The 23,534-nt window shown below is 64.5% G+C and carries 23 protein-coding genes; 5 read left to right on the top strand and 18 right to left on the bottom strand.

Annotated elements, in window-relative coordinates:
• Position 1 precedes the first annotated feature (1 nt).
• Positions 2 to 718, top strand: a complete 717-nt coding sequence (locus LH400_RS22560) for a response regulator transcription factor (protein ID WP_370638460.1) — start codon at positions 2 to 4, stop codon at positions 716 to 718.
• A gap of 104 nt (positions 719 to 822) precedes the next feature.
• Here LH400_RS22560 and LH400_RS22555 read toward each other — a convergent pair whose 3' ends face one another.
• The 13 genes from LH400_RS22555 to LH400_RS22495 all read right to left on the bottom strand — a co-directional run bounded on the left by LH400_RS22555 (position 823) and on the right by LH400_RS22495 (position 13,051).
• Positions 823 to 1,575 carry an SDR family NAD(P)-dependent oxidoreductase gene (locus LH400_RS22555; protein ID WP_229155723.1) on the bottom strand — a complete coding sequence of 251 codons (753 nt, stop codon included), beginning with the start codon at positions 1,573 to 1,575 and terminating at the stop codon, positions 823 to 825.
• 211 nt (positions 1,576 to 1,786) lie between these two features.
• Positions 1,787 to 2,224: a CBS domain-containing protein gene (locus tag LH400_RS22550; protein WP_229155722.1), complete on the bottom strand. Its 438-nt coding sequence runs from the start codon at positions 2,222 to 2,224 to the stop codon at positions 1,787 to 1,789.
• A 358-nt stretch (positions 2,225 to 2,582) separates the two neighbouring features.
• Positions 2,583 to 3,413 (bottom strand): alpha/beta fold hydrolase, encoded by an 831-nt coding sequence (locus tag LH400_RS22545; RefSeq protein WP_229155721.1) that lies wholly within the window; start codon positions 3,411 to 3,413, stop codon positions 2,583 to 2,585.
• Between the two features lie 233 nt (positions 3,414 to 3,646).
• Positions 3,647 to 3,901, bottom strand: coding sequence for a hypothetical protein (locus tag LH400_RS22540; RefSeq protein ID WP_229155720.1), 255 nt, complete (start codon positions 3,899 to 3,901; stop codon positions 3,647 to 3,649).
• Positions 3,898 to 5,049 carry a TetR/AcrR family transcriptional regulator C-terminal domain-containing protein gene (locus LH400_RS22535; protein ID WP_229155719.1) on the bottom strand — a complete coding sequence of 384 codons (1,152 nt, stop codon included), beginning with the start codon at positions 5,047 to 5,049 and terminating at the stop codon, positions 3,898 to 3,900. The genes LH400_RS22540 and LH400_RS22535 overlap by 4 nt, the downstream gene beginning before the upstream one ends.
• Positions 5,036 to 5,764 (bottom strand): TetR/AcrR family transcriptional regulator C-terminal domain-containing protein, encoded by a 729-nt coding sequence (locus tag LH400_RS22530; RefSeq protein WP_229155718.1) that lies wholly within the window; start codon positions 5,762 to 5,764, stop codon positions 5,036 to 5,038. The genes LH400_RS22535 and LH400_RS22530 overlap by 14 nt, the downstream gene beginning before the upstream one ends.
• 315 nt (positions 5,765 to 6,079) lie before the next feature.
• Positions 6,080 to 6,484 (bottom strand): cupin domain-containing protein, encoded by a 405-nt coding sequence (locus LH400_RS22525; RefSeq protein WP_229155717.1) that lies wholly within the window; start codon positions 6,482 to 6,484, stop codon positions 6,080 to 6,082.
• A 91-nt stretch (positions 6,485 to 6,575) separates the two neighbouring features.
• Entirely contained in the window at positions 6,576 to 7,055 is a 480-nt protein-coding gene (locus LH400_RS22520; protein ID WP_229155716.1) for a carboxymuconolactone decarboxylase family protein, read from the bottom strand.
• 151 nt (positions 7,056 to 7,206) lie between these two features.
• Positions 7,207 to 7,965, bottom strand: a complete 759-nt coding sequence (locus LH400_RS22515) for an SDR family oxidoreductase (protein WP_229155715.1) — start codon at positions 7,963 to 7,965, stop codon at positions 7,207 to 7,209.
• A 772-nt stretch (positions 7,966 to 8,737) separates the two neighbouring features.
• On the bottom strand, positions 8,738 to 9,475 hold the full coding sequence (locus LH400_RS22510; RefSeq protein WP_229155714.1) for an SDR family NAD(P)-dependent oxidoreductase: 738 nt from the start codon (positions 9,473 to 9,475) through the stop codon (positions 8,738 to 8,740).
• 34 nt (positions 9,476 to 9,509) lie between these two features.
• Positions 9,510 to 10,268 carry an alpha/beta fold hydrolase gene (locus LH400_RS22505; RefSeq protein ID WP_229155713.1) on the bottom strand — a complete coding sequence of 253 codons (759 nt, stop codon included), beginning with the start codon at positions 10,266 to 10,268 and terminating at the stop codon, positions 9,510 to 9,512.
• A 40-nt stretch (positions 10,269 to 10,308) separates the two neighbouring features.
• Positions 10,309 to 11,391 carry an alpha/beta fold hydrolase gene (locus tag LH400_RS22500; RefSeq protein WP_229155712.1) on the bottom strand — a complete coding sequence of 361 codons (1,083 nt, stop codon included), beginning with the start codon at positions 11,389 to 11,391 and terminating at the stop codon, positions 10,309 to 10,311.
• A 175-nt stretch (positions 11,392 to 11,566) separates the two neighbouring features.
• Complete coding sequence (locus LH400_RS22495) at positions 11,567 to 13,051, bottom strand: aldehyde dehydrogenase family protein (RefSeq protein ID WP_229155711.1); 1,485 nt, start codon at positions 13,049 to 13,051, stop codon at positions 11,567 to 11,569.
• A gap of 108 nt (positions 13,052 to 13,159) precedes the next feature.
• Here LH400_RS22495 and LH400_RS22490 point away from each other — a divergent pair, with 108 nt between their 5' ends.
• Positions 13,160 to 14,068: a LysR family transcriptional regulator gene (locus tag LH400_RS22490; RefSeq protein WP_229155710.1), complete on the top strand. Its 909-nt coding sequence runs from the start codon at positions 13,160 to 13,162 to the stop codon at positions 14,066 to 14,068.
• 7 nt (positions 14,069 to 14,075) lie between these two features.
• On the opposite strand, the gene LH400_RS22485 is transcribed toward LH400_RS22490, so the two are convergent.
• Positions 14,076 to 15,707 carry an ABC-F family ATP-binding cassette domain-containing protein gene (locus tag LH400_RS22485; RefSeq protein ID WP_229155709.1) on the bottom strand — a complete coding sequence of 544 codons (1,632 nt, stop codon included), beginning with the start codon at positions 15,705 to 15,707 and terminating at the stop codon, positions 14,076 to 14,078.
• 421 nt (positions 15,708 to 16,128) lie between these two features.
• On the opposite strand from LH400_RS22485, the gene LH400_RS22480 reads away from it, so the two are divergent.
• Both LH400_RS22480 and LH400_RS22475 read left to right on the top strand, forming a co-directional pair.
• Positions 16,129 to 17,568 (top strand): sensor histidine kinase, encoded by a 1,440-nt coding sequence (locus tag LH400_RS22480; protein ID WP_229155708.1) that lies wholly within the window; start codon positions 16,129 to 16,131, stop codon positions 17,566 to 17,568.
• Positions 17,568 to 17,957 carry a response regulator gene (locus LH400_RS22475; RefSeq protein WP_229155707.1) on the top strand — a complete coding sequence of 130 codons (390 nt, stop codon included), beginning with the start codon at positions 17,568 to 17,570 and terminating at the stop codon, positions 17,955 to 17,957. The genes LH400_RS22480 and LH400_RS22475 overlap by 1 nt, the downstream gene beginning before the upstream one ends.
• Before the next feature lie 519 nt (positions 17,958 to 18,476).
• On the opposite strand, the gene LH400_RS22470 is transcribed toward LH400_RS22475, so the two are convergent.
• The 4 genes from LH400_RS22470 to LH400_RS22455 form a co-directional block, all read right to left on the bottom strand.
• On the bottom strand, positions 18,477 to 19,346 hold the full coding sequence (locus LH400_RS22470; RefSeq protein WP_229155706.1) for a hypothetical protein: 870 nt from the start codon (positions 19,344 to 19,346) through the stop codon (positions 18,477 to 18,479).
• A gap of 1,104 nt (positions 19,347 to 20,450) precedes the next feature.
• The gene (locus tag LH400_RS22465; RefSeq protein WP_229155705.1) at positions 20,451 to 20,813 is read right to left on the bottom strand and encodes a hypothetical protein; all 363 of its coding nucleotides are present in this window, start codon (positions 20,811 to 20,813) and stop codon (positions 20,451 to 20,453) included.
• A 255-nt stretch (positions 20,814 to 21,068) separates the two neighbouring features.
• On the bottom strand, positions 21,069 to 21,398 hold the full coding sequence (locus LH400_RS22460; RefSeq protein ID WP_229155704.1) for a hypothetical protein: 330 nt from the start codon (positions 21,396 to 21,398) through the stop codon (positions 21,069 to 21,071).
• 275 nt (positions 21,399 to 21,673) lie between these two features.
• Positions 21,674 to 22,255 (bottom strand): hypothetical protein, encoded by a 582-nt coding sequence (locus LH400_RS22455; protein ID WP_229155703.1) that lies wholly within the window; start codon positions 22,253 to 22,255, stop codon positions 21,674 to 21,676.
• A 391-nt stretch (positions 22,256 to 22,646) separates the two neighbouring features.
• Here LH400_RS22455 and LH400_RS22450 point away from each other — a divergent pair, with 391 nt between their 5' ends.
• A complete protein-coding gene (locus tag LH400_RS22450; RefSeq protein WP_229155702.1) occupies positions 22,647 to 23,363 on the top strand; it encodes a hypothetical protein in 717 nt (238 codons plus the stop codon).
• Positions 23,364 to 23,534: the final 171 nt, after the last annotated feature.

The following is a 23,534-nucleotide window of genomic DNA, read 5'->3' as shown; positions in this document are numbered from 1 at the left end:
CATGCGAGCTGATCATCGACCCGTCCGCGAACCGCGGGGCATAGGGAACATGCCCGAGCATACGGACCGAGCGCTCGTCATCATCGTGGATGACGACGCCGCCGTTCGGGATTCCCTGTCGGAGCTGATCCTTTCGGCGGGATTCCAGGCGCTCGGTTTCGCGTCGACCCATGCCCTCCTGGACGCCGACGTTCTGGACAGGCCGGGATGTCTGGTGCTGGACGTGCGCATGCCGGGAGCGAGCGGACTGGACCTGCAGCGTCAGTTGACCCGGCACGGCAATCCGAAGCCGATCGTCTTCCTGACGGGGCATGGCGACATCCCGATGACCGTCGAGGCGATGAAGGCCGGAGCGGTCGACTTCCTGACCAAGCCCGTCAGGGATCAGACGCTGCTGGACGCGATTGCCGCGGGCATCGCTCTGGACGCCGATCGCCGGGCGAAACAGGTCGTCGTGAATCTCAATATCGAGCGCCACGCAACGCTCACGCCACGTGAGAAGGAAGTCCTGTCTCACGTGGCCAAGGGACAGATGAACAAGCAGATCGCGTTCACGCTCGGCATCAGCGAAGTCACGGTCAAGCTGCATCGCGGCAACGCCATGCGCAAGATGGAGGTGAACTCGATCGGAGCGCTGATCAGGGCCTGGGAGACCTTGCCTGCATCGGTGCGTGAAGTGAGGGTCGGCGCGTCACTGGCTCTTTCAGAGCCAAGATGAGCTCGGCCGCTGCCGGATGAAGGGTGGCAGTGCCGCGAATGGCTCTGTTGGCCGGCGGCGTATCGCGATGGAATGTGCCGCCGAACCGTGCTCCGGCAGAAAGCTCAAGTCAGGCCGAGGCCGCCGTCGATGGAGATGACCTGGCCGGTCACCCAGTCGCAGGCCGGATCGGCGAGGTTGAGGATCCATCTGGCGACATCTTCCGGCCTGCCGCGGCGGCCGAGCGGGATCTGCTCGCGCTCCGCTGCCTCCAGAGCAGCCGCCTGCTCCGCGGAGAGGCCCATCATCCCGGTCAGAGCTCCCGACTCGGTTGGGCCGGCGGCCACCGCATTCACCCGGATCCCCTGCGCGGCGAGTTCGAGCGCCCAGCAGCGGGCCAGATGCTCCAGTGCGGCCTTGCTGGCTGCGTAGTGTGACAGACCCGCGCCTGCCTTGTGGCCGAACGTGCTCGAGACGTTGACGATGCATCCCTTCGTGGCAGCGAGATGGGGCAGGGCCTCACGCGCCAGAATACTCGGTCCGACGACGTTGACGGCGACGATCCCCGCAATCGCCTCCGCATCGGCCTCGCCGAGCGGCATGATGGCACCCGCGCCGGCATTGTTCACCAGCAGGTCGAGGCGGCCCCATCTGCCGACGGCTTCATCGATCGTGCGCCTGGCGTCGCCGGGATCGGCAACGTCGGCAATGAGACCAGCCACGTTCACGTGCGTATTGACCGCCTTGTCGAGCGCCTCCTGGCGGCGCCCGGTCACCAGAACCTTCGCTCCCTGCCTCGCGAGGCCGATGGCAGTCGCCAGACCGATGCCCGAACTGCCTCCAGTGACCAGGGCAACCCGCCCTTCGAATGTCGTCATCGTCTTTCTCCTCAGTGAGATCGGGATTGATCGAAAAGGTCGAGATCATCGACGAAGGCTGCGGCGACGTGGCGGTCGGTTGTCCGGACTGAAAGGATCGCGCCGCATCACGTCCTTCCTTCATCGCCGCCGAGGCGCGAGGCGATCGTGCAGCCGTATCGCAGTTGCGGGTTTCCTGACCCCAACGTGGCTCGTTCGGAATGGACGCTTCCTAGCGATAACCGACGCCGGCAACGTAGTCGGACAGCATGATCTTCAGGCGTTGCTCCTGCTCGAATAGCGCTTGCATCGCGTCGCGAATATCGAGGATGCCGACGGGCTTCGTTCCCGCCTCGAGGACGGGAATGTTGCGGAGCCTCAGATGGGTCATCGCCTTCCACACGGCGTGAAGGTCATCCTCCGGTGCGCAGGACGTGATCGTCCGTGACATCAGCAACGGCAGCGCCCTGTTCGACGGAGGCGTGCTTGTCAGGTACCGGACGACATCCGATTTGCTGAGCACCCCTTCGGCATTCCCGGCCTCGTCGCAGACCACGACGAGACCGACGCCGGGCGCACACAGAGCAAGCGCCGCAGCGCCGATGCTCGAATGGCGATCAATCACCGCCAGGCGCCGCAAGGTGCGATGGTGGAGGTTGCGGACGAGCATCGGGGTCTCCTTGTCCTTGTCCGCCGTGCCCGGAAATTCCAACGATTCCTTGGGACGGCATCACGATCGTGCTCGGCATCGCTCTGGCGCGGTTCGTTGCCGAAAGGGACGTTCGGTTTCCGCGGTATCGACGGCTACGACGACAGGGCGCGTCGCGCGCTTGGCTGGCCTGACGGACTCACAGGCCGGATGGCGTTCGCCAGGTTTCCGAAGATGATTCCATCAACGATGCAGCGCGTCGTCACATCGTCATTCACAGCAACTGTGAAAGCTTTCCCAAATTTCGACGGGAAGGGTGATCGCCGGCCGAGCGGAAACGGCCGGCGATCCTCGGGCTCGCGGGGAGGGGGCAGCGAGCCTAAGAGGCGATGAATGCCAGCAGGTCGCGGTTCACGACCTCGGCATGGGTGGTGCACATGCCGTGCGGAAGATCCTCGTAGACCTTGAGGCTCGCGTTCCTCAGGAGCTTCGCCGAGAGAGGAGCGGAATCGGCGAAGGGCACGATCTGGTCGTCTCGGCTGTGCATGACCAGCGCCGGCAACTCGATGCTCTTCAGGTCATCCGTGAAATCGGTCTCCGAGAACGCCTTGATCCCGTCATAGTGCGCCTTCGCACCGCCCATCATGCCCTGCCGCCACCAGTTCTGGATGATGCTCTGCACGGGATGGGCGCCCGGCCGGTTGAAGCCGTAGAAGGGGCCGGACGGGAAGTCGACGTAGAACTGCGCCCGGTTGCCGGCGAGATCCTTGCGCAGGCCATCGAATACCGCGATCGGCAGTCCGCCTGGATTGGCGGGCGTTTCCACCATGAGCGGCGGCACCGCGGCAATGAGAACGAGCTTCGACGCTCGGTCCCTGCCATGGCGGGCGACATAGCGGGCCGCTTCGCCGCCGCCGGTGGAGTGGCCGATATGGATGGTATCCCTGAGATCGAGATGCTCGACCACCGCCGCTGCATCGGCGGCGTAATGGTCCATGTCGTGGCCGTCGCTCACCTGAGCGGAGCGTCCGTGGCCGCGCCGGTCATGGGCGACGACGCGATAGCCCTTTTCCAGGAAGAACAGCATCTGGGTGTCCCAGTCATCGGAACTCAGAGGCCAGCCGTGATGGAAAACGAGGGGGCGGCCGTCCCTGGGACCCCAGTCCTTGTAGAAGATCTCGGTGCCGTCCGTGGTGATGATGGTGCTCATGGCGAGGGGATCCTTTTTTGCCGGGAGAAGAGAGGTGGTGCGGGGCGCGATCTGTGCTTTCGCGACCCTGTCGAGGCCTGCGATGGCGGCTGCGGCCAAGGCTGTCTGGAGGAGCGCACGGCGCGTCACCGTGGCCGCAAACGGATGTTCCGTGTTCATGAAGTTGGCTCCTTTGCTTTGCGTTCTGGCGATGTTCGGGTGGGGCAAGGCGAAGCAGGCAAGCTGCGCCCGGATCAGCGTCGCAGCAGCGGTGCGCGACTGAACCAGTCCAGGAAGCGAATCTTGCTGAGGCAGGCACCTTTTCCAGGAACTAAGGATCGTTCGGCGAGCTCGGTGCCCAAGTAGCGAGCCTGTGGATCGGCGGTTGCCATGCAGGTGTCAGTCGTCATCTTGAGGAACCGTTCGACAGGGTCGCTCATGGGCACCTCGTTCGGCCTGCCGATCTCAACCACGCCCTTGGCCGGCTCGGCCAGCGCGACCTCGGTCATGGCTTCGGTGACATCGTCGGAAAGCAGCTTGATTGATGTCTGCCGTCCGTTTTCGGTGGCCTAGGTGAGCGAATGTCGAGCGTAGATATTCGTCCACCGCGTTGACCGTCACTCTCGGACATTCCATCAGTGATGTGCTTCCGCGAGGAATCCCCGGGGGGCTGCGTCCCTTGAGTCATGGCGCCATCAAGAAAGAGGTCGGCCGAGTCGCGCGCGTGGGATTCCATCTCGAACCGCGTTGGCGGGGAGGTGACCTGGAGAACGGCGTCCAGATGGAAGCTGGCGCGCAGCATTCCCAAGAATTGCCGAGCGCCGGCCTCGCAGTCCAGGAGATCGACTTCGCCCCGTAGTTTTGCAGCGGTCAGAATTTTCGCCACCGCATCGACAGCCAGCATGGTCCCCTGTCGATCGAAGATGTCGGCCGCATGGGGATAGCGTTGTCCTTCCGCGAAGACGGCATGAAACAGATCCAGCAGCGACGGTGTCATCATTGCTTCTAGGACAGCGCATCCGACGATGAAGAGCCGCTCCTTGAGAGGTAGCGCCAAATGCTCCGCGCCGAGGCTCAGTGCCCCAAATTGCCGCCGCATCGTCGCTGCGATTTCATTGCCGAGAATGTTCTCGACGGTCTCTTGCTGCGTCGACTCTTCTTCGAGCAATTGCCGATACAGACCATGCGGTGTCCAGGTCCGGCTGGATCGGCCGAGTAACAGGGAGATCAGGACCGCACAGTTGGACCAACCGCGAAACTGGCTGGCTCTGCCCGGAATGGCTTCGCGCACGCGCAGCATGTCGCCGGTTTCAGCCCACCGGAGAAATTTTACGGCCTCGGCCGAGCTCAAGGTCGTGACCATAATCCGCGACCACCAGGGCTCGAAGAGCAGCCAGCTTCCGCTGCCCGTCGGTCGTATGGCAAAGACGTGCTTGTGCCTGACATTCGCAAGGAAATGCCACCACTGCCGTTGCAGGCCAGGGACGAAGCATACGATCCAGTCAGTGGCATCGACCGTCACGAGCGAGCCATCCTTGTCGACAAGCCGTCCGAGATCCTCGAGAACGCTGCCTGCGATTGACCGTGATGACGCACTGGCCGCGTGGCTCCTCGTCCGCGAGAGTGTGGACTGAGGAACCCGATCAATCCAGCTCATGGACGTTTCCCTTCACGCGTCCGCACCCATGGACGAAACTCTGGACGCTTTCTTGAACATGGTCGTTTGCCGTGTGCTTCGGAGGACGAAGGTGAACTAGGGCCTGATAGAGGGGCTCTCTCAGCATCCCCATCAACTGCTGGGCCTGCGCCTGGGCATCCGAGACGCGGAGGATACCGGCCTCATCGGCTTGCGAAAGAAATTGGCGAAGTCTGCTTGCGACCAAAGCCGGGCCGGCGTCGAAAACCCGCTGCTTCAGCGTGGGATTTCGCTGCCCCTCGGCCGCCAGCAGCCGGACGAGCCCGGGAAGGGTCGTTGAATACTCGTTCCAGGCAGCCAGTCCGAATGCCACGAGCGTCTCTCGGGCGACATCCTCGCTGCGGGGGTACCCTCCGGTGTTCAGGGCCTGCGTCATCAGAGATGCCTTTTGCTCGGCGATCGCGACGACGAGTTCATCGGCGTCTTCGAATTCGGCAGCGAGCTCTTCTTCACTATGCCCAATGCTCCGCCACAGAGACCGCACACAGGCGGGCGCGCCTCTCGGGTCGGCAAGAGCCTCGCTGGCGGCAAGGACGGCAGCAGTGCGTCTCGTCGGTATCGGCGCCGCGAGATTGTGCGGCACGACGTTTGCCGCTGGCGCGGACCCCCTGGCGCCGCCTTGTTCTGTGCGCGTCAGGAAGCGAAGACGATCGTGTCCAAAAAACTGATCCAGCATCAGGATATCCTCCGGCTTCGGCCAGGCCGCCCGCGAAGAACCAATGACATTCGGCCAAGGTCGAAGATTGATCGCGTACGCGGTCGCCCCGGAACGCATTAGTTTCATCCGTCGATGCGGCCGGCGCGAATGGATGCTCGTGAACGGTCGGCGAAGCGGTGTGTTGGCGTCACGCGCACAGCTTGCGGATGACCATCAAGCCAGCCAGGGTGCCTTTGCTGGCGGGTCGAATGACCCGGCAATCTGTTTACGCAGCAAGACCGCAACGATTTCCCCGATGGACGCCGCGGCGCCGGCATCGACGGCGACGTCGTGTCAGTGGGCGGGCGTCGCTACCGGCTCACCCTCGTTCTTGAACAGAACGACCAAGAATCTGGCAGGCTTGGTCAGGCTGGCGTTGTGCCCGATGGTATGCACGTCGTTCGGGCCTTCGTAGAACGTCTGGCCTGGCGACAGCGTGACGGTCTTGCCGCCGCGCAGACCCATCACGATCGATCCCTCCAGCACATAGACGAAGGCATGCGCGTCGTGGCGGTGCACGGGATCGACCGCGCCCGGCGGGTAGACGACGGTGAGGACCAGGGCCTCCTTGCCCGGGTACTCCGGCAGCGCCTTGGTCATCAGTGGCATGACGATGGCTTCCGCCGGGGCTTGCTGCCCATAGGCGGCGCCGGCCACGAGGAGCAGCGGCAACACGGCGAGGCTTTTCAATAGGGTCATGGCTCGTTCCTCGGGTGAATTGAAGCGTTCGATCTGGGGGATGTTCGGCTGACGCGGCCGGGCACGGTCAAATAACCGCGCCGGCGCTCACTCAGGCCAGGCCGGATTTGTCGATGCCGTAGGCCTTGTCGAAGGTGCCGGGCACGGTCTGAAAGGCGATGTTGACGCGGTTCCAGGCGTTGATCGCCATGACCAAGAAGGTCAGATCCGACAGTTCCAGCTCGGACAGTTGCGTGCGAACGCGTTCGTAGACGCTGTTGGGCACGCCGTCGGCAGGAAGTCGGGTCAAGGCTTCGGTCCAGGCCAGGGCGGCGCGTTCGCGCGGGCTGAACAGGTTCGATTCCCGCCAGATGACGACATGGTGAAGCCGCAGCGGCCGTTCGCCATGGATGGTCGCCGCCTTAATGTGCATGTCCAGGCAGAACGCGCAGCCGTTGATCTGCGAGGCCCGGATGTCGACCAGATCGCGGATCGGTTCTTCGATCGCTGACTGTTCGAAGGCCATGCTGAAGGCGAGAAACTTCCGGAACAGCTCGGGGGATTGCTTCTGGTAGTCGATACGCTGGGTCATGATGAGTCCTTTCTGAAGGGCAGGGCCCGTTGAAGTTGGATGGCGCGGTAGAGGGCGATCGCATGGTCGCCGGGACCGGCGCGATGACGGCCATTTCCTCGCCGTCGTCGATGGCTATGCGCCTGCACCGAGGGAGGGGTGGGATTGCTAGTCAGCGGCGAGGAAGCCGCGCGTGGCTGAACCACTCCTGGAAGCGGACCTTGCCGAGACGCGCGCCCGCACCCGGCACGAGCGATCCGTCATCCAGTTCGGCGCCGAAGTAGCGGGCATGGGGATCGGCTTTCACCGTCCGGGTGTCGTTCGTCATGTCGAGATATCGTTCGACGAGGTCGCTCATGCGCATCGTGTCCGGGCCGCCGATCTCGATCACGCCGTTCACCGGAGCGGCCACCGCGACGTCGGCCATCACGTCGGCGACGTCGTCGGAGGCGATCGGCTGGAAGTAGGCGGACGAAACCGTGACCGTGTCTCCGGCTGTCGCGGACTGGGCGATGCCGGGGAGGAACTCGAAGAACTGTGTCGAATGGACGATCGTGTAGGGGATGCCGGACGTCTTGATCAGCCTTTCCTGGGCCAGCTTGGCCTGCAGGTAGCCGCTGGCCGGCAGTCGTTCGGCACCGACCACCGAGAGCGCGACGTGGTGCCTGACACCGGCCTTCATTTCCGCCGTGGCGAGGTTTCGCCCCGCTGTCTCGAAGAACGCGAGAACCGCTGCGTCCTCGAAGGACGGCGAATTGGCGAGATCGATCACCACCTGCGTGTCTTCCAACGCCTCGTCCAGGCCTTCGCCGGTGATGGTGTCGACGCCGCTGCTGGGCGAGGCCGCGAGGACCTCGTGCCCTTTCTTGCGCAGACGTTCGACCGTCTTCGAGCCGATGAGGCCGGTGCCGCCGATGATGACGATACGCATGGAATTGTCCTTTCCTGGTGACGCGAAGAGGCGTTCGAGCAGCCGGTGGCGGCCCTCGGTGTCGGTTGTCTTGCCTTGATGAAGGTCTTGTTGGGGCCGCTGGTCGCCGCTTACCGGACGGCCTTCGCCGGAAGCATCGCTTCAGGCCCTTCGAACGGCCGGTGATGGCACGCGCTGGTGCATCTCTTTCGAGGACAGCTCGACGGATCGCTCGATGCGGGCTGAGAAATCGCTGCGAATGCGGTCGAGGCCGATGCGGCGAAGGGCGCGCCCATCACGTTTCGAGGGTTACACATCGTGTTCTCCATGGGCCGGTTGGCCGATGGGCAAACAATGCGTCGAAGCCGGTGGTCGAGGCTACTCGACCTGAGCGTCGATCCTGCACACCGAAGGTCGAGGTTCGGCTATTCGCATCGAAGCGTCAGTCACGTTGCACCCCGGAAGAACCTCTACGCTCCGGTCGCTTCTCGGCAGAAAATGACGGTGGATGCATCCGGCCAGAGGGCCGGGCGGAACCTGCATCGTGGCGAAGTCGGTTTTCGGGGGCACCACCGTCGGTGCTGAATCACTTCGTCGAGGAATTATCGGGTCGCGGTCCGCGATGGCTCGCGATTGGGTGCCGTGGCCGCTTCTCGACTCGTGGCATTCTGGCCGGATGACGAAGAAGGCTGCGGCCAGGAATGGGAGGCGGCTATCCACCGCGAGCCGTCGGCCGATTTCCTCCGGCCGACGGCTGATTTGCGGAAGGGAGCCTCGGAGCGCCTGCTTCAGCTCAAAGAGCGAAGCCTCCGTCGATCGTCAGGCTCGATCCCGTCATGTAGCCGGACTGCGGACCCGCGAGATAGAGCGCGAGCTCGGCGATCTCCGCGCCTTGACCGACGCGTCCGATGGGAACCATCGCGGCCAGATCGGAGACCATCGACGCCGTCATGTCGGTCTCCGTCGGGCCGGGCTGGATGTTGTTGACGGTGATGCCCCTCGGCGCAAGGTCGAGCGCGATGCCCTTGACCATGGTGGCGACGGCCGCCTTGCTCATGGCGTAGATGCTGCTTCCCCGTACCACGTGCTTGGCTGCATTGCTGCCGATGGTAATGATGCGTCCGCCGTCCTGCATTTCGGTCGCGGCCGCCTGGATCGCCAGGAAGACGCCTCGGACGTTAACGGCGAGCGTCAGATCGAGGTCTTCGAGCGACAGTTCGTCGATCGTTCCGAGGCGGAGGACACCGGCGTTGACGACCGCGACGTCGAGGCGGCCGAACCGCTCGATGGTGCCTGCGACGGCGGCTCGGATTGCGCCGGGATCGGAACTGTCGGCCTCGATGGCCACGGCCTCGCCACCCTCGGCCGCAATCGTCGCGGCAACATCATGCGCCTTGTCGGGCCGTGAGACATAGGTCAGCGCGACGCGGTATCCGGCCTGCGCCAACCGGGTGGCGATGGCCGCGCCGATCCCGCGGGAACCGCCGAAGATCAACGCGACGCCGGCGGAATTTTGTTCATTCGCGCTCATGGACGTTCTCCAGTCTGGCGGGGGTGGCGGTCGCTCATCGGCCAGCGTCGTCGGCGGCCGAGATGATCGCGTCGGCGACAGCCTTCGGATGGCTGAGCATCGCCACATGGCTCGAAGCGACTTTCACGACCTTGGCCTCCATCGCCGCCGCCATCTCTTCCTGGAAAGACGGCGGGATCATCCGGTCGTTCTCGGTGACGACGTCGACGACGGGCTTGTCATGCCAAGCTGCGTGCGAGACCTTCGCGTCGATGCATTCGGCCGCCCACGGCCCCTGGGTGATGGCGACGAGTTCGGCCTCGGCCGGCGGCAGATCCTGGGCGAAGTCTGTCTTCACGCCCTCTTCGGTCAGGGTGAGGTAGCCACCGCCATCCTTGCGCAGGTAGGGCGCATAGGCCGGCGGCAGTGAGCCGGCGGTCATCGTGGTGATCGACTGGCCGTCGTCCGGGGCGAACGCCGCGACATAGACGAGGGAGGCCACCTTCGGATCGTTGCCGGCCTCGGTGATGACCACGCCGCCCCAGCTGTGGCCGACGAGAACAACCGGCCCGTGAACCGCATCGATGGCCCGCCGGGTCGCGTCGACATCGTCCTCCAGCGAAGAGAGCGGGTTCTGGACGGCCACCACGCCGAGGCCCTGCGCCCGCAGGAGAGGAATCACCTTCTGCCAGCTCGATCCGTCGGCAAAGGCCCCGTGCACGAGGACGATCGTGGGGTTCTGGGCAGCGGCCGAAGTGACGGCTGTGCCGAGCATTACCGAGGCGAGCATCAGCCCGGCGATGAGCTTTTTCATCGTGTCGTTTCTTTCGTTCGAGACGTGGGGCGGACAGGCCTCACAGCCTGTCGGCGTCGATGACAGCCTTGGCGAAGGCCTGCGGCGCTTCCTGCGGCAGGTTGTGACCAATGCCGCCTTCGATGGTGCGGTGGACGTATTTGCCGGAGAACCGTTCGGCATAGGATGCCGGGGCCGGATGAGGGGCGCCGTTGGCATCGCCCTCGAGCGTGATGGTCGGCACGGTGATCGCCGGGAATGTCGCGAGCCGCTGTTCGAGCGCGTCGAATGCCGGATCGCCCTCGGCGAGCCCCAGGCGCCAGCGATAGTTGTGGATCACGATGGCGACATGGTCGGGATTGTCGAGCGCCGCCGCGCTGCGCGCGAAGGTGGCGTCGTCGAAGTGCCAGTCGGGGGAGGCGATCCGCCAGATGAGCCTGGCGAAGTCGTGCCGGTACTTGTCGTATCCGGCGCGGCCGCGTTCGGTGGCGAAGTAGTATTGGTACCACCATTGCAGCTCGGCCCTCGGCGGTAGAGGCTCGGCGCCCGCCGTCTGGCTGCCGATCAGATAGCCGCTGACCGAGACGAGAGCCTTGCAGCGCTCCGGCCAAAGCGCCGCCATGATGGCGGCCGTCCGCGCACCCCAATCGTAGCCGGCGATGATGGCCGTCTTGATGGCGAGCGCATCCATCAGCGCGATGCCGTCCGCCGCGACGACCGACTGCTGGCCGTTGCGCATCGTCGCCTCGGACAGGAAGCGGGTCGAGCCATGACCCCGAAGATAGGGAATGACGACGCGGTAGCCGGCGGTGGCGAGGATCGGGGCGACGTCGCCATAGCTGTGGATGTCGTAGGGCCAGCCATGCAGAAGGAGCACCGCCGGGCCGTCGGCGGGGCCGGCCTCGGCATAGCCGACATTCAGGACGCCGGCCTCGATCTGATGGATCGCCGCGAAGGATGCCCCCGGACCGGGCCTTGCTGGATTCTCGGCGGCCGCCTCCGTGGAGGCGCTGCGCGCATGGGCATCGACGATGCTCCCGAGTTGTGCCGCGGCCATCGCCGCCGCTGCGACGCCGATCAGTCCGCGCCTGTTTCGATCGACGGGTTCGGCCGTGCCAGGACCGGCGAGATGTCGCTCTTCCATGTTCAGGTCTCCTGTGGTGCCAGTTCTCTGGTGGACGAGGTCGGTTGCGGCTATCCGGCTCCCACTGCGGGACGGCCGAGCCTCCCATGCCGCGAACGCGTCCAGACGTTGCCGCCGGCGCGGTCTCCGGTCGCGCCGCTCGTCCGGCCGGATCGTCGTGGGCGGGTGGATCGTCTCAGTAGAAATCCGTGATGCAGCCCTGGCCCCGCCAAGGCTGCGCCGCGGCGTCCTGGGGTTTCGCGTGTTCGCGAACGATCGCCTTCGGTTCGAGGAAGGACTCCAGGCCGAAGAGGCCGAATTCGCGGCCGATGCCGGACTGCTTGACGCCGCCGAACGGCGCCCGCAGGTCGGGCGTCACCCGGTTGATCAGGATCGATCCGGCCATCAGCCGTTCGCCGACGCGGCTCGCCCGCTCGACGTCGCGGGAATAGACGTAGGCTTGCAGGCCGTAGGCGGAGTCGTTGGCTTTTGCGACCGCATCGTCGTCGTCGCTATAGGCGATGATCGAGAGGACGGGCCCGAAGATTTCCTCGCGGGCGATGTCCATGTCGTTGCCGACGTCGGCAAACACGGTCGGCCGGACAAAATAGCCTTGGGCGAGACCCTCCGGCCGGCCGGGCCCGCCGGCGATCAGGGTCGCGCCTTGCTCGATGCCCCGGGCGATGTATCGCTGGACGCGGTCGAACTGGGCGGCGCTCGCCAGCGGGCCGAGCGTCGTTCCGGGATCGGCCGGATCGCCGACCTTCCATGCGCCCATCGCCGCGCGGACGATCGCCTCGACCTCCTCCAGCCGGCCATGCGGGACGAGAATGCGGGTTCCCGCGATGCAGGCCTGGCCGTTGTTCTGGAAGCCGCTGCTCAGCGCCATTGGAACGGCTGTCTCGAAATCGGCGTCGTCGAGGAGGATCGCCGCCGACTTGCCGGAAAGCGACAGGCTGACGCGCTTCATCGTCTCGCTCGCAGCCCGCGCAATGGCCTTGCCCGTTGCCGTCGACCCCGTGAAGGAGATGCGAGCGACGTCGGGATTGGTGGCGAGTTCGTCGCCGACGTCGCTGCCGCGCCCGACGACGACGTTGAAGATGCCGGCCGGAAGTCCGGCGGAATGCAGCGCTTCCGTGACCATCTGCGACTGCAGTCCGCTGAGTTCGCTCGGCTTGATCACCGAGGCGCATCCCGCGGCGAGCGCCGAGGCGAGCTTGCTGCAGATCGTGCCGGCAGCAGCGTTCCAGGGGGCGATGAGGGCGGCAACGCCGACCGGTTCCATGCGGACGGTCGCATCGCCGATCCTGCGGCTGAACTGGTATCTCTGCAGGGCGTCTGCGGCATAGCCGAAGCAGTCTGAGGCGTACTGGCTGATCCAGCGGGCCCGGCTGATCGGAGCGCCGTATTCCTCGATCGTGACGTCGCGGATCTCGTCGGCGCGGCGAAGGACGGCAGCCTGGAGGCTTCTCAGCATGTCGAGCCGCTCGGCCTTCGTGCTTTGCGAGAGCGCTGCCTGTGCGCGGCTTGCCGCGGCGATCGCGCGTCTTGCGTCCTGCCGGCCGGCGAGCCGCTGTCGGACGATCGGTTCACCGTTGGCCGGATTGACGATCTCGAGGATCTCGTCGCCCGAAACCGGGACGAAGGCCCCATCGATGTAGGCGGTGTCGATCGAACGCATCGGACGCTCCTCTTCGAGCGGTTGGCTTGGGATGCGGCCGATGTAATGGAGGAGGGGATGTGCGATAATCGGGACGTTGCGCGATGACTTATCCAGGAAATCCGGACGATGCACAAAACCGGGCTTGTCGAACTGGAAGCCGTGCTTGCCGTTGCGCGGCACCGGAGCTTTCGCGCAGCCGCCCGTGAGCTCGACATGTCGACGTCGGCGCTCAGCAACGCGGTGATCGCTCTGGAGGAGCGGCTGGGAATCAGGCTGTTCAACAGGACGACCCGCAGCGTCGGCCTGACCGAAGCCGGCGAGACCTTCGTCGAGCAGGTGGCTCCAGCGGTCGCCGACATCAATCTTGCCATGGACGTCTTGAACCAGCGGCGCGGCAGCCCGAAGGGAACGCTGCGGATCAACGCCTCGTCGGGTGCCGCGCGCCGGATCCTCTCGCCGGTGATCGTCGACTACTTGCGGGCCTACCCCGACATGGAGGTGGTCATCGCCACCGACGGGCGCCTCGTCGACATCGTCGCCGAAGGATGGGACGCGGGCATTCGACCGGCGGCGGTCGTGCCCCGCGACATGGTCTCGGTCCCGCTTGGAGACGAAGTGCGGTTCGTCGTGGTCGGAACACCCAAATATTTCGCCGCACGCGACGTGCCGGCATCTCCCGGCGATCTTCTGCGGCACGAATGCATCCGGGCTCGCATGCCGAGCGGGGCTCTCTCGCCGTGGGAATTCTGGCGGGACGGGAAGCTTGAGACGATCGACGTCCCCGGCAGACTGACGTTGGACGAGCCGAACGTCATGCTGGAAGGCTCGCGCGCCGGTTTCGGCCTTGCCTACCTGCCGGACAAGACTTGCGCCGACGATCTGAAGACGGGTCGGCTGGTGCAGGTGCTCGGCGACTGGATGCCGCCCGCCTATGATCTCTGCCTGTATTATCCGGGTCGCAGGCACGTGCCAGCGGGACTACGGGCCCTGGTCGAGTTGATCGGGCAGCATCGCCGGCGCAGTAATCGAGCTTAGGCCACAATCATTCGCCGCCGGCTTCGATCAAGGCATGCACGCCGTAGGATCGTTCGGATCGTCGCAGTCGCCATCGCCGCGTTATGCCGATGGCGTCGAGGAACGCGTCGTCGTGGCTGACGACTAGCAATGCCCCGTCATAGGCGCGAAGTCCGGCCTCGATCGTTTCGAGGGAAGCGACGTCGAGATGGTTGGTCGGCTCGTCGAGGATGAGGAGGGAAGGTGGGCGCGGCCCCCCGAGCACGCAGGCAAGCCCGGCCCGCAACATCTCGCCGCCGCTCAGTGTCCCGACAATCTGCTCGGCCGCCCCCGCCCGGAAGGTGAAGCGGGCGAGGGACGCGCGGCAGGCATTCGCATCGACCTCCGGATTGATGCAGCGGAAGTTCTCCAGGATCGACGTTTCCGGGTTCAGGAGGCCGAGGGTCTGGTCGAGCATGGCGACGTCCGCCGTGATCCACATGCGCCCCGATCGCGGCCGGAGATCGCCGACGAGGAGCTTCAGAAGCGTCGTTTTGCCGACACCGTTCGGCCCTGTCAAAGCCACGCGCTCGGGCCCGACGATCGATAGCGAGACGTTTTGCAGGAGCGGCTCGGCGGCATCGTAGCCGGCAGACACGTCGTCGAGCTTCAGGACCTCCTTGCGGGAGGCAAGTCCGGTCGGCGCGAGCGTCACCGCGAAGGGCTGCAGGATCTCGATCCGCTCGCGGGCCTCGGACAGCGCGCCGAAGGCCCGCTCCCGTCTGCGAGCGGTGATCCGGGCATCGACGCCGCCCGAATCCTCGCTCCGATCCTTGCGCAGGCCTGCGATGATGCGCGGCATCCCGCCCTTTGCCGCCGCGCCGCGGCCGCGGCGGTCCTTTCGCGCCTTCGTCTCGACGCTGCGTTGGGCGCCTCGGTCGATCTCGGCGATCTGCTTCTCGGCATCCGCGAGATCATGTTTGGCAGCCTCCAGCGCGATCGCCTTCTCCCTGCGAAAGTGGCTCCAGTTGCCGCCATAGCGTGTCGCGCCGAGCGACGTCAGCTCGACGATCGCATCCATCGCCTCCAATAGTTCGCGATCGTGGCTGACGACGATCGCACCACCCTTCCAGCCGGCGAGGAGCGCGATCATCGCCTGGCGCCCCTCGCGATCGAGATTGTTGGTCGGCTCGTCCAGGAGAAGGACGTCGGGGGAGGCGAAGGTCAGGGCTGCAAGGCGAACCCTCGTGGCCTGGCCACCGGATAAACCGGCGATAGGCGTATCGAGCGGCGCCTCGACGCCGACGGCGACGAGCGCCGTGGCAACGCGCTCTTCCAGCGTCCAGTCGGCATCCGCCAGTTCGTCCACCGAGGCGGTTCCCGCCTCTGCCCGGCGCAGCACCGCAAGGCCTGCCCGAACCCCGAACAGATCGGCGATCGTCTCGCCGGGCCGATGTTGGACGGCCTGCCTGAGCAGCCCGACGCTGCCGCCGACGGCGACTTTGCCGGCGGCGACCGGCAGATCGCCGGCGAGCACCCGAAGAAGTGTCGTCTTGCCGACGCCGTTGCGGCCGACGAGTCCGGTTCGCTCGCAGCCGAAAGTCAGGTCGAGGTCGGTGGAAAGGATGCGTCCGTCAGGCGTGGAGAGCGAGAGGGCGGACAGTGAGATCGTCGCAGGCATGGGTGTGGAAATCCCTGATGGCAAGGCAAATCTGCGTTGCGGTCAGGTGGAAATCCATCGCGGCGGTGATCCTCTGCGTTCGGTCGCGGCAAGCGAGGTAAGCCCGTTGCAGGGCAAAATCAACCGGCCCGCCTTTCGCAGGATCCACAGATTGACGCTGGTCTCAATAATGTCCTTGCTCGGCAGAGCGGGCAAAATTGTCAGGATCGCATCGCCGGCCGACGCGGTGACTGGACAACACGGCCGCGGTTGCCCGCTCGAGACCATTCCGCGCTCATGTCCGTGACGATCCACGAACTTGCCGGCACGAGCGACTGACCAATTTCACCGCCCTGGTCGTCGGACGTTGCCAGAGTCCGTCCGAGATCGCAGCAGAGTAGCCAATTCCTCTTTCGTCAGCTTCGTCCGATCGGTCTTGAACATGCCTCATTCACTGCCGCCTGCGGATGTCGCGAAAATCTTCGCCGGGCTCCCCCAGGCTTATCTCGTCCTCGACGCCGACCTGACGATCGTCGCCGCCAGCGACCTCTACTTGAAGACGACGGACCGGACTCGCGCCGACATCGTCGGCCGGCACATCCTCGAGGCGTTCCCGGAGAATCCCGAGGAGGCCGGCGCGGTGGAGCAGGGGCCGCTGGAGGTCTCGCTTCGCCACGTGCTGGCCACCGGCAAGACGCACGAAATGAACGTCATCCAGTACGACATCCCCCGGCCGACGGAAGAAGGGGGCGGCTTTCAGAAGCGCTACTGGACACCGATCCATACGCCGATCCTGAACGAGGACGGCGCGGTGCGCTACATCGTCCAGACCCCGATGGACGTGACGGAGAGCGTCCTGAAGGAGCGCGAAGCCGATGCGCGGCTGCGGATCGCGATGCATGCGGGTTCGCTGGGATCTTGGGAATACGAGCCCGAAACAGACATCTGGCGGCGCAATGCCGTCGTCGACGAGATGTTCGGTTTTGCGCCGGGGGAAGGCGGTCCCGTCGCGGCGCCATTCTTTGCTCGGATGCATCCGGACGACCTTCCGCGCGTCCGGGAAATCGTGGAGGCCGCCATCGATAGCCCCGATAGGACGTCGCTGCGTTTCGACTACCGCGTGATCCGTCCGGACGGTTACATCCGGCACCTTGCGTCGCGTGGCGAGGTTCTCCGAACGTCGAAGGGTCAGTCGCGCCTGATCGGCGTCGCCATGGACGTCACTGCGGACAAAATGCGGGAAGAGGCCCTGGAGGAGGCCCTCTCGCTGCAGAAAAGCCTGCTGGAACAGAAGGATCTGCTCCTCGCTGAGGTCAATCACCGGGTCAAGAACAGCCTGCAACTCGTCGTTAGCACCCTCAGCCTGCAGAGTCGGCGCGTCGAGGACGCCGTCACGAAGATGGCATTCGAACAGGCGATATCCCGTGTCAGAGCGATCACGTCGGTTCACGAGCGCCTCTACAGGAGCGACGACCCCCTCGTCGTCGACATGCAGGATTATCTAGACGGCCTCTGCCGCGATCTCGCTGACACTTCAGACCTGAAGGAGCAAGTCCGGACCGAGGTCGAGCCGATCCGGCTCCGGACCGAGAAGGCGATCCCGATTGCGCTGATCGTCAACGAACTCGTCACCAACGCCCTGAAGTATGCGTACCCGGAGGGGACCGCAGGACCGATCGTTCTGACGCTCAAGGAAGTGCCGGACGGCATGCTCGAACTCTGCGTCGCCGACGAGGGCGTCGGCTTCGACGGACAGGCGATCAAACCGGGGCTCGGCTCCCGCCTCGTGCGGACGATGGCGGCGCAACTCGGCGGCCGGTTCGAGGAGCGTGCCACGGCTAAGGGATACCATGCCGCCGTCGTATTCGCGAAGGATGCGTGATGCCCTGCACCATCCTCATCGTCGAGGACGAGATGCTGCTGGCGATGGACCTGGAAGACGTTCTCGTCGAGGCGGGGTACTCGGTGATCGGGAACGCCGTCGACATGCATCAGGCCATCGCTTTCGCGGAGCGCCACGGCAGCCTGATCGACGCCGCGATCATGGACGTCAATCTCGCACGAGGCACCAACGGCGTGGAGACGGCAGGTCGTCTTCGGGAAGGCTGGAACATCCCTTCGCTGTTCGTCAGCGGCAATCTGGACGAGAAGACGCGTACCCGGGCGATGCAGTGGGCGCCGATCGGGTTCGTCGGCAAGCCCTATTCGGAGCGGGAGCTGCTGAGCGCTCTGAAGATGGCACTGTCCCGAGCGGTGGACGAAGATCCCTGAATACCCGCTCTCGACCGTTCCACGGACGACGCCGGCGCAGCCGCGTATTTGTGCCGGCCTGATGAACGGGCGGGCTCTCGCATAAGCCGTGATGGGGCGCGGAGGCTCCCCGAGGGTCGATCACCCCAGTCAGGCCTGAACGGCATAAGTCGCCCTATGTCCTTGGGTGGCACGCTGCCCCTGCCGACCTCAGATTGGTCAAGGAGTTGTCACACCGATCGGCGTCTAGACCCTGTGCCAATACACACCTAGCAAGCCGGGTCGAGCGGAAGATAAGCTCGGTAAGCGTCACCGGCGTCCTGACGGACCTCTTCATCCTGCCTAGCATCCCCGGATACGTCCGTTTCGACCACGTTCGGAATTCTTCGCAAGGGCGGTGCGCCGATGATCGACGACGTCGGGGCACGAACCGCGTTCATCGAGCCGACGGTGTCTGAAAGAACGGCTAATGGTATAGCTTCAACGCCCGGCTCCGGGACGAGCTCCTCGATGGCGAGAACTCCTATTTCACGTCCGGAGTCACGGTCGTGATTGAGTTTTGGCGGCGCCAGCCGCCTGCACCTGCGATGACAGGGCATCCGATTTGCTACGCCCGGTACCAGACTTACTAGGCTTCCACCCGAGGGAATGATCGATTACCGGCTGAAATTCGTGTTTGCTTAGCGGATCCCGTCGAGGAATTTCTTGTACAAAACCCATTAGGTTCTTTCTGTCGAGCTTATTTCTGGTATCCGGTGGAAGCTTACTCATGATGGTGTTTATGCGATCCCATAGCAACGCATCCCGCTCCGCGCCACGAAGCTTTTTGATATTCATCCTGACGAATTCAAGTTCTTCTTCGCTTACAACATGATCCATGTCGTTGAGGATATCGACAAGTTTTTCGAGATTTTTCAATATTTTCTTCGCATAACCGTAGAACACGGTACCTTTAGATGTAGGTGTCGGAAGCCTGCGTCCACCAGGTCCTCTAAAAAATATTGGCCCGAAGATCTCCTCTACACGAGCGATTCTGGAGGACAGTGTGGTTTTTTTTATATGAAGCCGCTCAGATGCACTTTCAAAACTTCCAACTTCGTCGCTCAAATCGATGACTAACAGCACGACAATAAGGTCCGAGACCGAGAGGTCCTGCAGTTTCCGGCTCCTGTCGCTGTTCATTCTCCCCTCCAAATTGATTCGGTCTCCATCGAGAGAGTACTCTGTGCAAAATTCTTGTACAGGCATATTGCCGGCGAGGACTGCTATGGGTGCGACTGGAGGCCGCTTCGACACCCCGATTTTGGGATCTGGCAGAGCAGCCAGATTCGAGATAGCCACATCTCCTCCTTTGTTTTGTTCGAGAAATTCGTACTGAATTTGCAATGGACCGTGGAGAAATGACGGCATTGCATATTCAATCGGGGGGGCGCAATAATTTCCTCATTTAGGCAGAAATCAACTTCAGGTAAATTACTAAAAATTGCTTTGAAGACATGATGCTACTTCAAATTGGCCAAAGATAGTACGAAAATCTCGCACGGAATGCGGTTCAAGTTGTGGGGTGGAGGCACCTTTTTTGGGGGGAAATCGAAAGATGGCATCTAAAAGGCAAGTAATTCCAGAGGCTTAGGCGTGGGGGGAAATGGCTGAATCTATATGAAGAGGGGCGCGGTCTGGCGAACGAGCCACCGTCGACATGGACGAGATCGCCCGGGCCGTATGGAAGGCCGCTCGCTCACGCGTCGCTCCGGCGCCGGGGTCGGGATCTTCAGGGTGCGTGCCATCGTGTCCTTCGCGTTCTGCATGCCGAGGAACAGGAACGGACGTTTGTAGCGCTTTGGGAAGGATTCCTTCGGCGGTAGGACGGGCCGCCGGCCGAATCCTTCCTTCGCGCCGCGGACGGCAGTGATGCGGAGTTGCGTGGAGCGCGCCTTAGCGCAAAATCGTTGAGGGGGTAGAGACGCTCGGAGATGGCAGGGAAGGTCGAGGCCGGCGGGAATAGCGAAATCCCGTGCTTTGCGGCTGAGAAGGCTCCCAGACGCGACTGGAGGGCAATCGGGGGCAACGGCACGGCTTACAACACCGCCGGGTGGGGCGGCGCGAGACTGTTGAAGGTGGTTAGCAGGCGGTTGACGCGAAGAGGCCGCCCGGAACGTGTCCAGACGGCCTCTCATGGCGTGGATTGTATCGTCGCGGGTCAGGCGGCGTCGGCCTACTTCCGGCGTTCTCCGCGCCTCCCGGGGCGGCCATCGACGAGACCGGGGATGTCGTCCGTCCCGCGGAGCGCTCGGAGGGCGTGGGACGCCATAACGGCGCCGGCGTGGTATCGTTCGCCCCGGCCGGCAGAAATCTCCGAGTAGATCAGCCGGAGTCTCCGCAAGTCCTGCCGGGAGATCTTCGCGCGGCCGCTCGACATGCTCGCGGCATGCGCTTCGGAACACCCAAGCAACGCGGCGGCGTCGGGAATCGTCATGCCGAGGACGCCCAGCATCGATGAGAAAACGGTGCCGCTCATGCCGCGATCGCCCGGTCGAAGCCCGCGCCGTACCCGTGGTGGTACGCCTGCACCGCCGCCGCCGCGATGTCGCTGGCGACGACCCAAGCGTTGATGAGCCAGTACTCGACAGGCATGAAATCGAGCATCGAGAACTCGATCTGATGATCGACCCGCTCCGACCTCGCGACGACGTCGATCCGGCGCGTCGACGGCGCGGGATGCACCGTCATCTCGATTCGGATGCGGTGCCCAGCGGCCGAAACGACGACGTCATTCCCACGCTGCGTGACGGCGGTGATCTCGAAGTTCGGCTGCATGGTCATCCGCTTCAGGAAATCCGCCGCCGGTCCGTATTCCTCGTAAGCCACTTTCGTCATGTCGTCTCCTGTCCGGCGTCGACTTCGCGAGCGCCGATAGGAGAGGCCCTAATACATTTTTCTTGTATTAGCCACTGATACAAGAAAATTGTATCAGCGAAATGTGCAACGCTTTTCCAGACTCTCCGCCCGACACCTCGAACGCAGACCGCCGCCGGCCCGGTCAGGCGCGACGGCGGTCTGGAAAAGCGATTCGAAACGCTGAGTCTGGTACGGCGTATGCGGGAGTAACGGGAGCGTCCTGGCACCACCCGCTTACGCCGACACGCCGCGCTTCCTGGCAGCCCGCACGCTCCCCGAGCCGACGCCAGGCCCCGCCGTGAGATACCGCAGCCTCCGCGCGACCTCCCGCCGAGCGTCGCCGGTCGGGAAGCCTTGGAAGACGAGCCCGCTGGTCGCGTCGTCGAGGATCCGCTTCATTAGGTGCTCGCTGCCGGGCGTCGTCCGCAGGTACTCGACGAGCGCCTCCACGATCACGCGGTCGCACCTCCTCGTGTCCGGTCTGTGCTCGTGGGTTTCGCGCCAGCGTCGCGTTCGATCCGCGGCTTCGACGCGCTTGCGCATGACGTCCATTTCGTCCGACATTGACGTCTCCTTAATCCTTTCGTGCCATTGTTCTTCCCTCGCAGCCCGTCCCTCGGAGGTTCGCATGTCTCTCGAAAACCGCGTGATCTTCGGCGGCCTCGCGGCGACTTCCTGCCTCGCGAGCGCCATCCAGGATGGCTTCGACAGGATGGCTTCCGCGGCGCCCATCGACGATACCGGCCCCGCCGCCGTCGCTCGCCTCGCCGCCGCGCTTCGCCGCGAGCGGCTGGCCCGCCAGGCGGTCGAGGAGGAGCGCAACATGCTCATCGAGGAACTCAATCAAGCTCGTCGGGCGTTGGCGTCTCGTCCGCTCCCCCGTCCTCGTCGTCAGGCCTAGGACCGGGCGTCCGGATCCAGACCAGATCGGCGACAGTGACCTCGGCTTCGGCGTGTCGATCGACCTCTTCGTGGAATGCCTCGGGATCGACCGCGCCGCCGTCGCCGTCGTGCTCCAAGATCATGCGGAGCATCACGGCGTCGTGTATCTCGCGCAGCGTCGCGGGCTCGCCGGGCCATCTCGGCTCGTCGTCTTCGGACGGCACGACGGACGGCACGCCGGGCATCAGCCGCACGCCTTCGAGATGCGGCTCGATCACGTGCACCCGCGCCGCCGCGATAGCGCCGAGATGAAACGCGGCCGGACCACGTAGCCATTCCAGGATCTGCGCCTCCGCTGGCACCGACGGATCGAGCGGCCCGGTGACGGCCGTGCTGTCCGCCGTCACCATCATCGCGGCAGCCCGCCGGGTCTTCTCCGCGAGCGAGGCCTCCACGACCGGCCGCGGGTTCTCTCGCCGCCACCGCTCCGCATCGCACTCTTCCTCGACCTCGACGACCTCCGCCGCGGCCTCCAGCACCGGCCGCGGCGTCGTGCCGCGAAACGGCGACGCCATCCAATCGGTGAGCCTGGCGAGCCACCTCGCGATCGCCGCCGCAATCCTTCCGATCCTTCTCAGCATGCTCCAATCCTTCCCGGTTTTCCTTGCTGGCTGCGTGTCGCCGTATGCAACCAAGATAGCGGCCCGCGTAGCAAGAAAGGAGCGCCCGTCCGCACCGCAAGAAATCGTACGAAAGTTGCACGATATCGGCGGCAGGAAGGATTGTCGTATTGTAAATCTGATTTACAACACGGGTCTCGCCGTTAAGCAAGTTTTTCAGAGGCTCTTGAAGGCGTCTTTCATGCTCGGCATTTTGTTCTAGGCTACGTGATTCGCACGTCGCCGAAGACGCGCAGGCAGGGGCAGCGAGATGACGGAGTTCGGGGGCTACACGGAAGAAGAGGACGAGGTGCACGTCGCCCGGTTTGTAGCGGGCGACGACGCACGCCAGATCGCCGCGGTCGTCGGCAGGTCGGCGGCGAGCGCCCAGTTGCGGACGTCGCGGCTGAGCCTCGTCGACAGGATCGGATCGGCGGCGCGCGAGCGCATCGTCGAGCGCCACGTCGAAGGCTGGACGGTGTCGCGGATCGCCCGCCAGCACGGCGTCAAGCCGCCGGTGGTGGAGCGCCTGCTGCGGAAGGCCGGCCTCGAGCCGCGCTTGCGGCCGGCCGCGGCCGCCTGGATCCCCGGCGACATGCATCCCGAGACCGGCGCTTATGGGCGCATCGTGCCGACGTTCGGGGACGGCAAGGCTGAGGACCCGCTCAAGGTCGTCCTGCGACACTGGCCGATTGCCCGTGAGGACGAGGTCGAGATCGGACCTATCGAGAACGACGGCGCCAATCCGCCCCGCTACTACATCCCGCTCGCCGGCGGCTGGGAGATCCAGACGAAGGGCAGCGGCTCAACGTTTCGGTTGGGGAACAGCGTCACAAAGCGTCAGATCGCGCTGACCACAGCCGGCTATGACGCCGCGCACCTCGAGATGATGGCGCGCGAGGTGAACGCGGTGACCTGCGCGATGCAGAATGAGATCGTCTCGCTCCGGGCGCGGCTCGCCGAGATCGAGGGGAGGGCGGCGGCATGACCGAAAATCGCGACCACGCCGCCGTGCCGGCGGTCTACGCATGCGAATGCCGTTCGTGCGGTCAGCCGCTCCGACGCGTGTTCTGGAACCGCGCTTGCGATCCCTCGGGCGCGGAGGACGAGTTCGGGATCCAGTGCACCGCTTACGACTGCGACCCTCGAATCGAGACGA

Source organism: Jiella soli, assembly GCF_020615385.1.
GTDB lineage: Bacteria > Pseudomonadota > Alphaproteobacteria > Rhizobiales > Rhizobiaceae > VKMB-3413.
The sequence above is the reverse complement of the archived record's forward strand: the minus strand, read 5'-3'. Positions and strand labels throughout refer to the sequence as shown.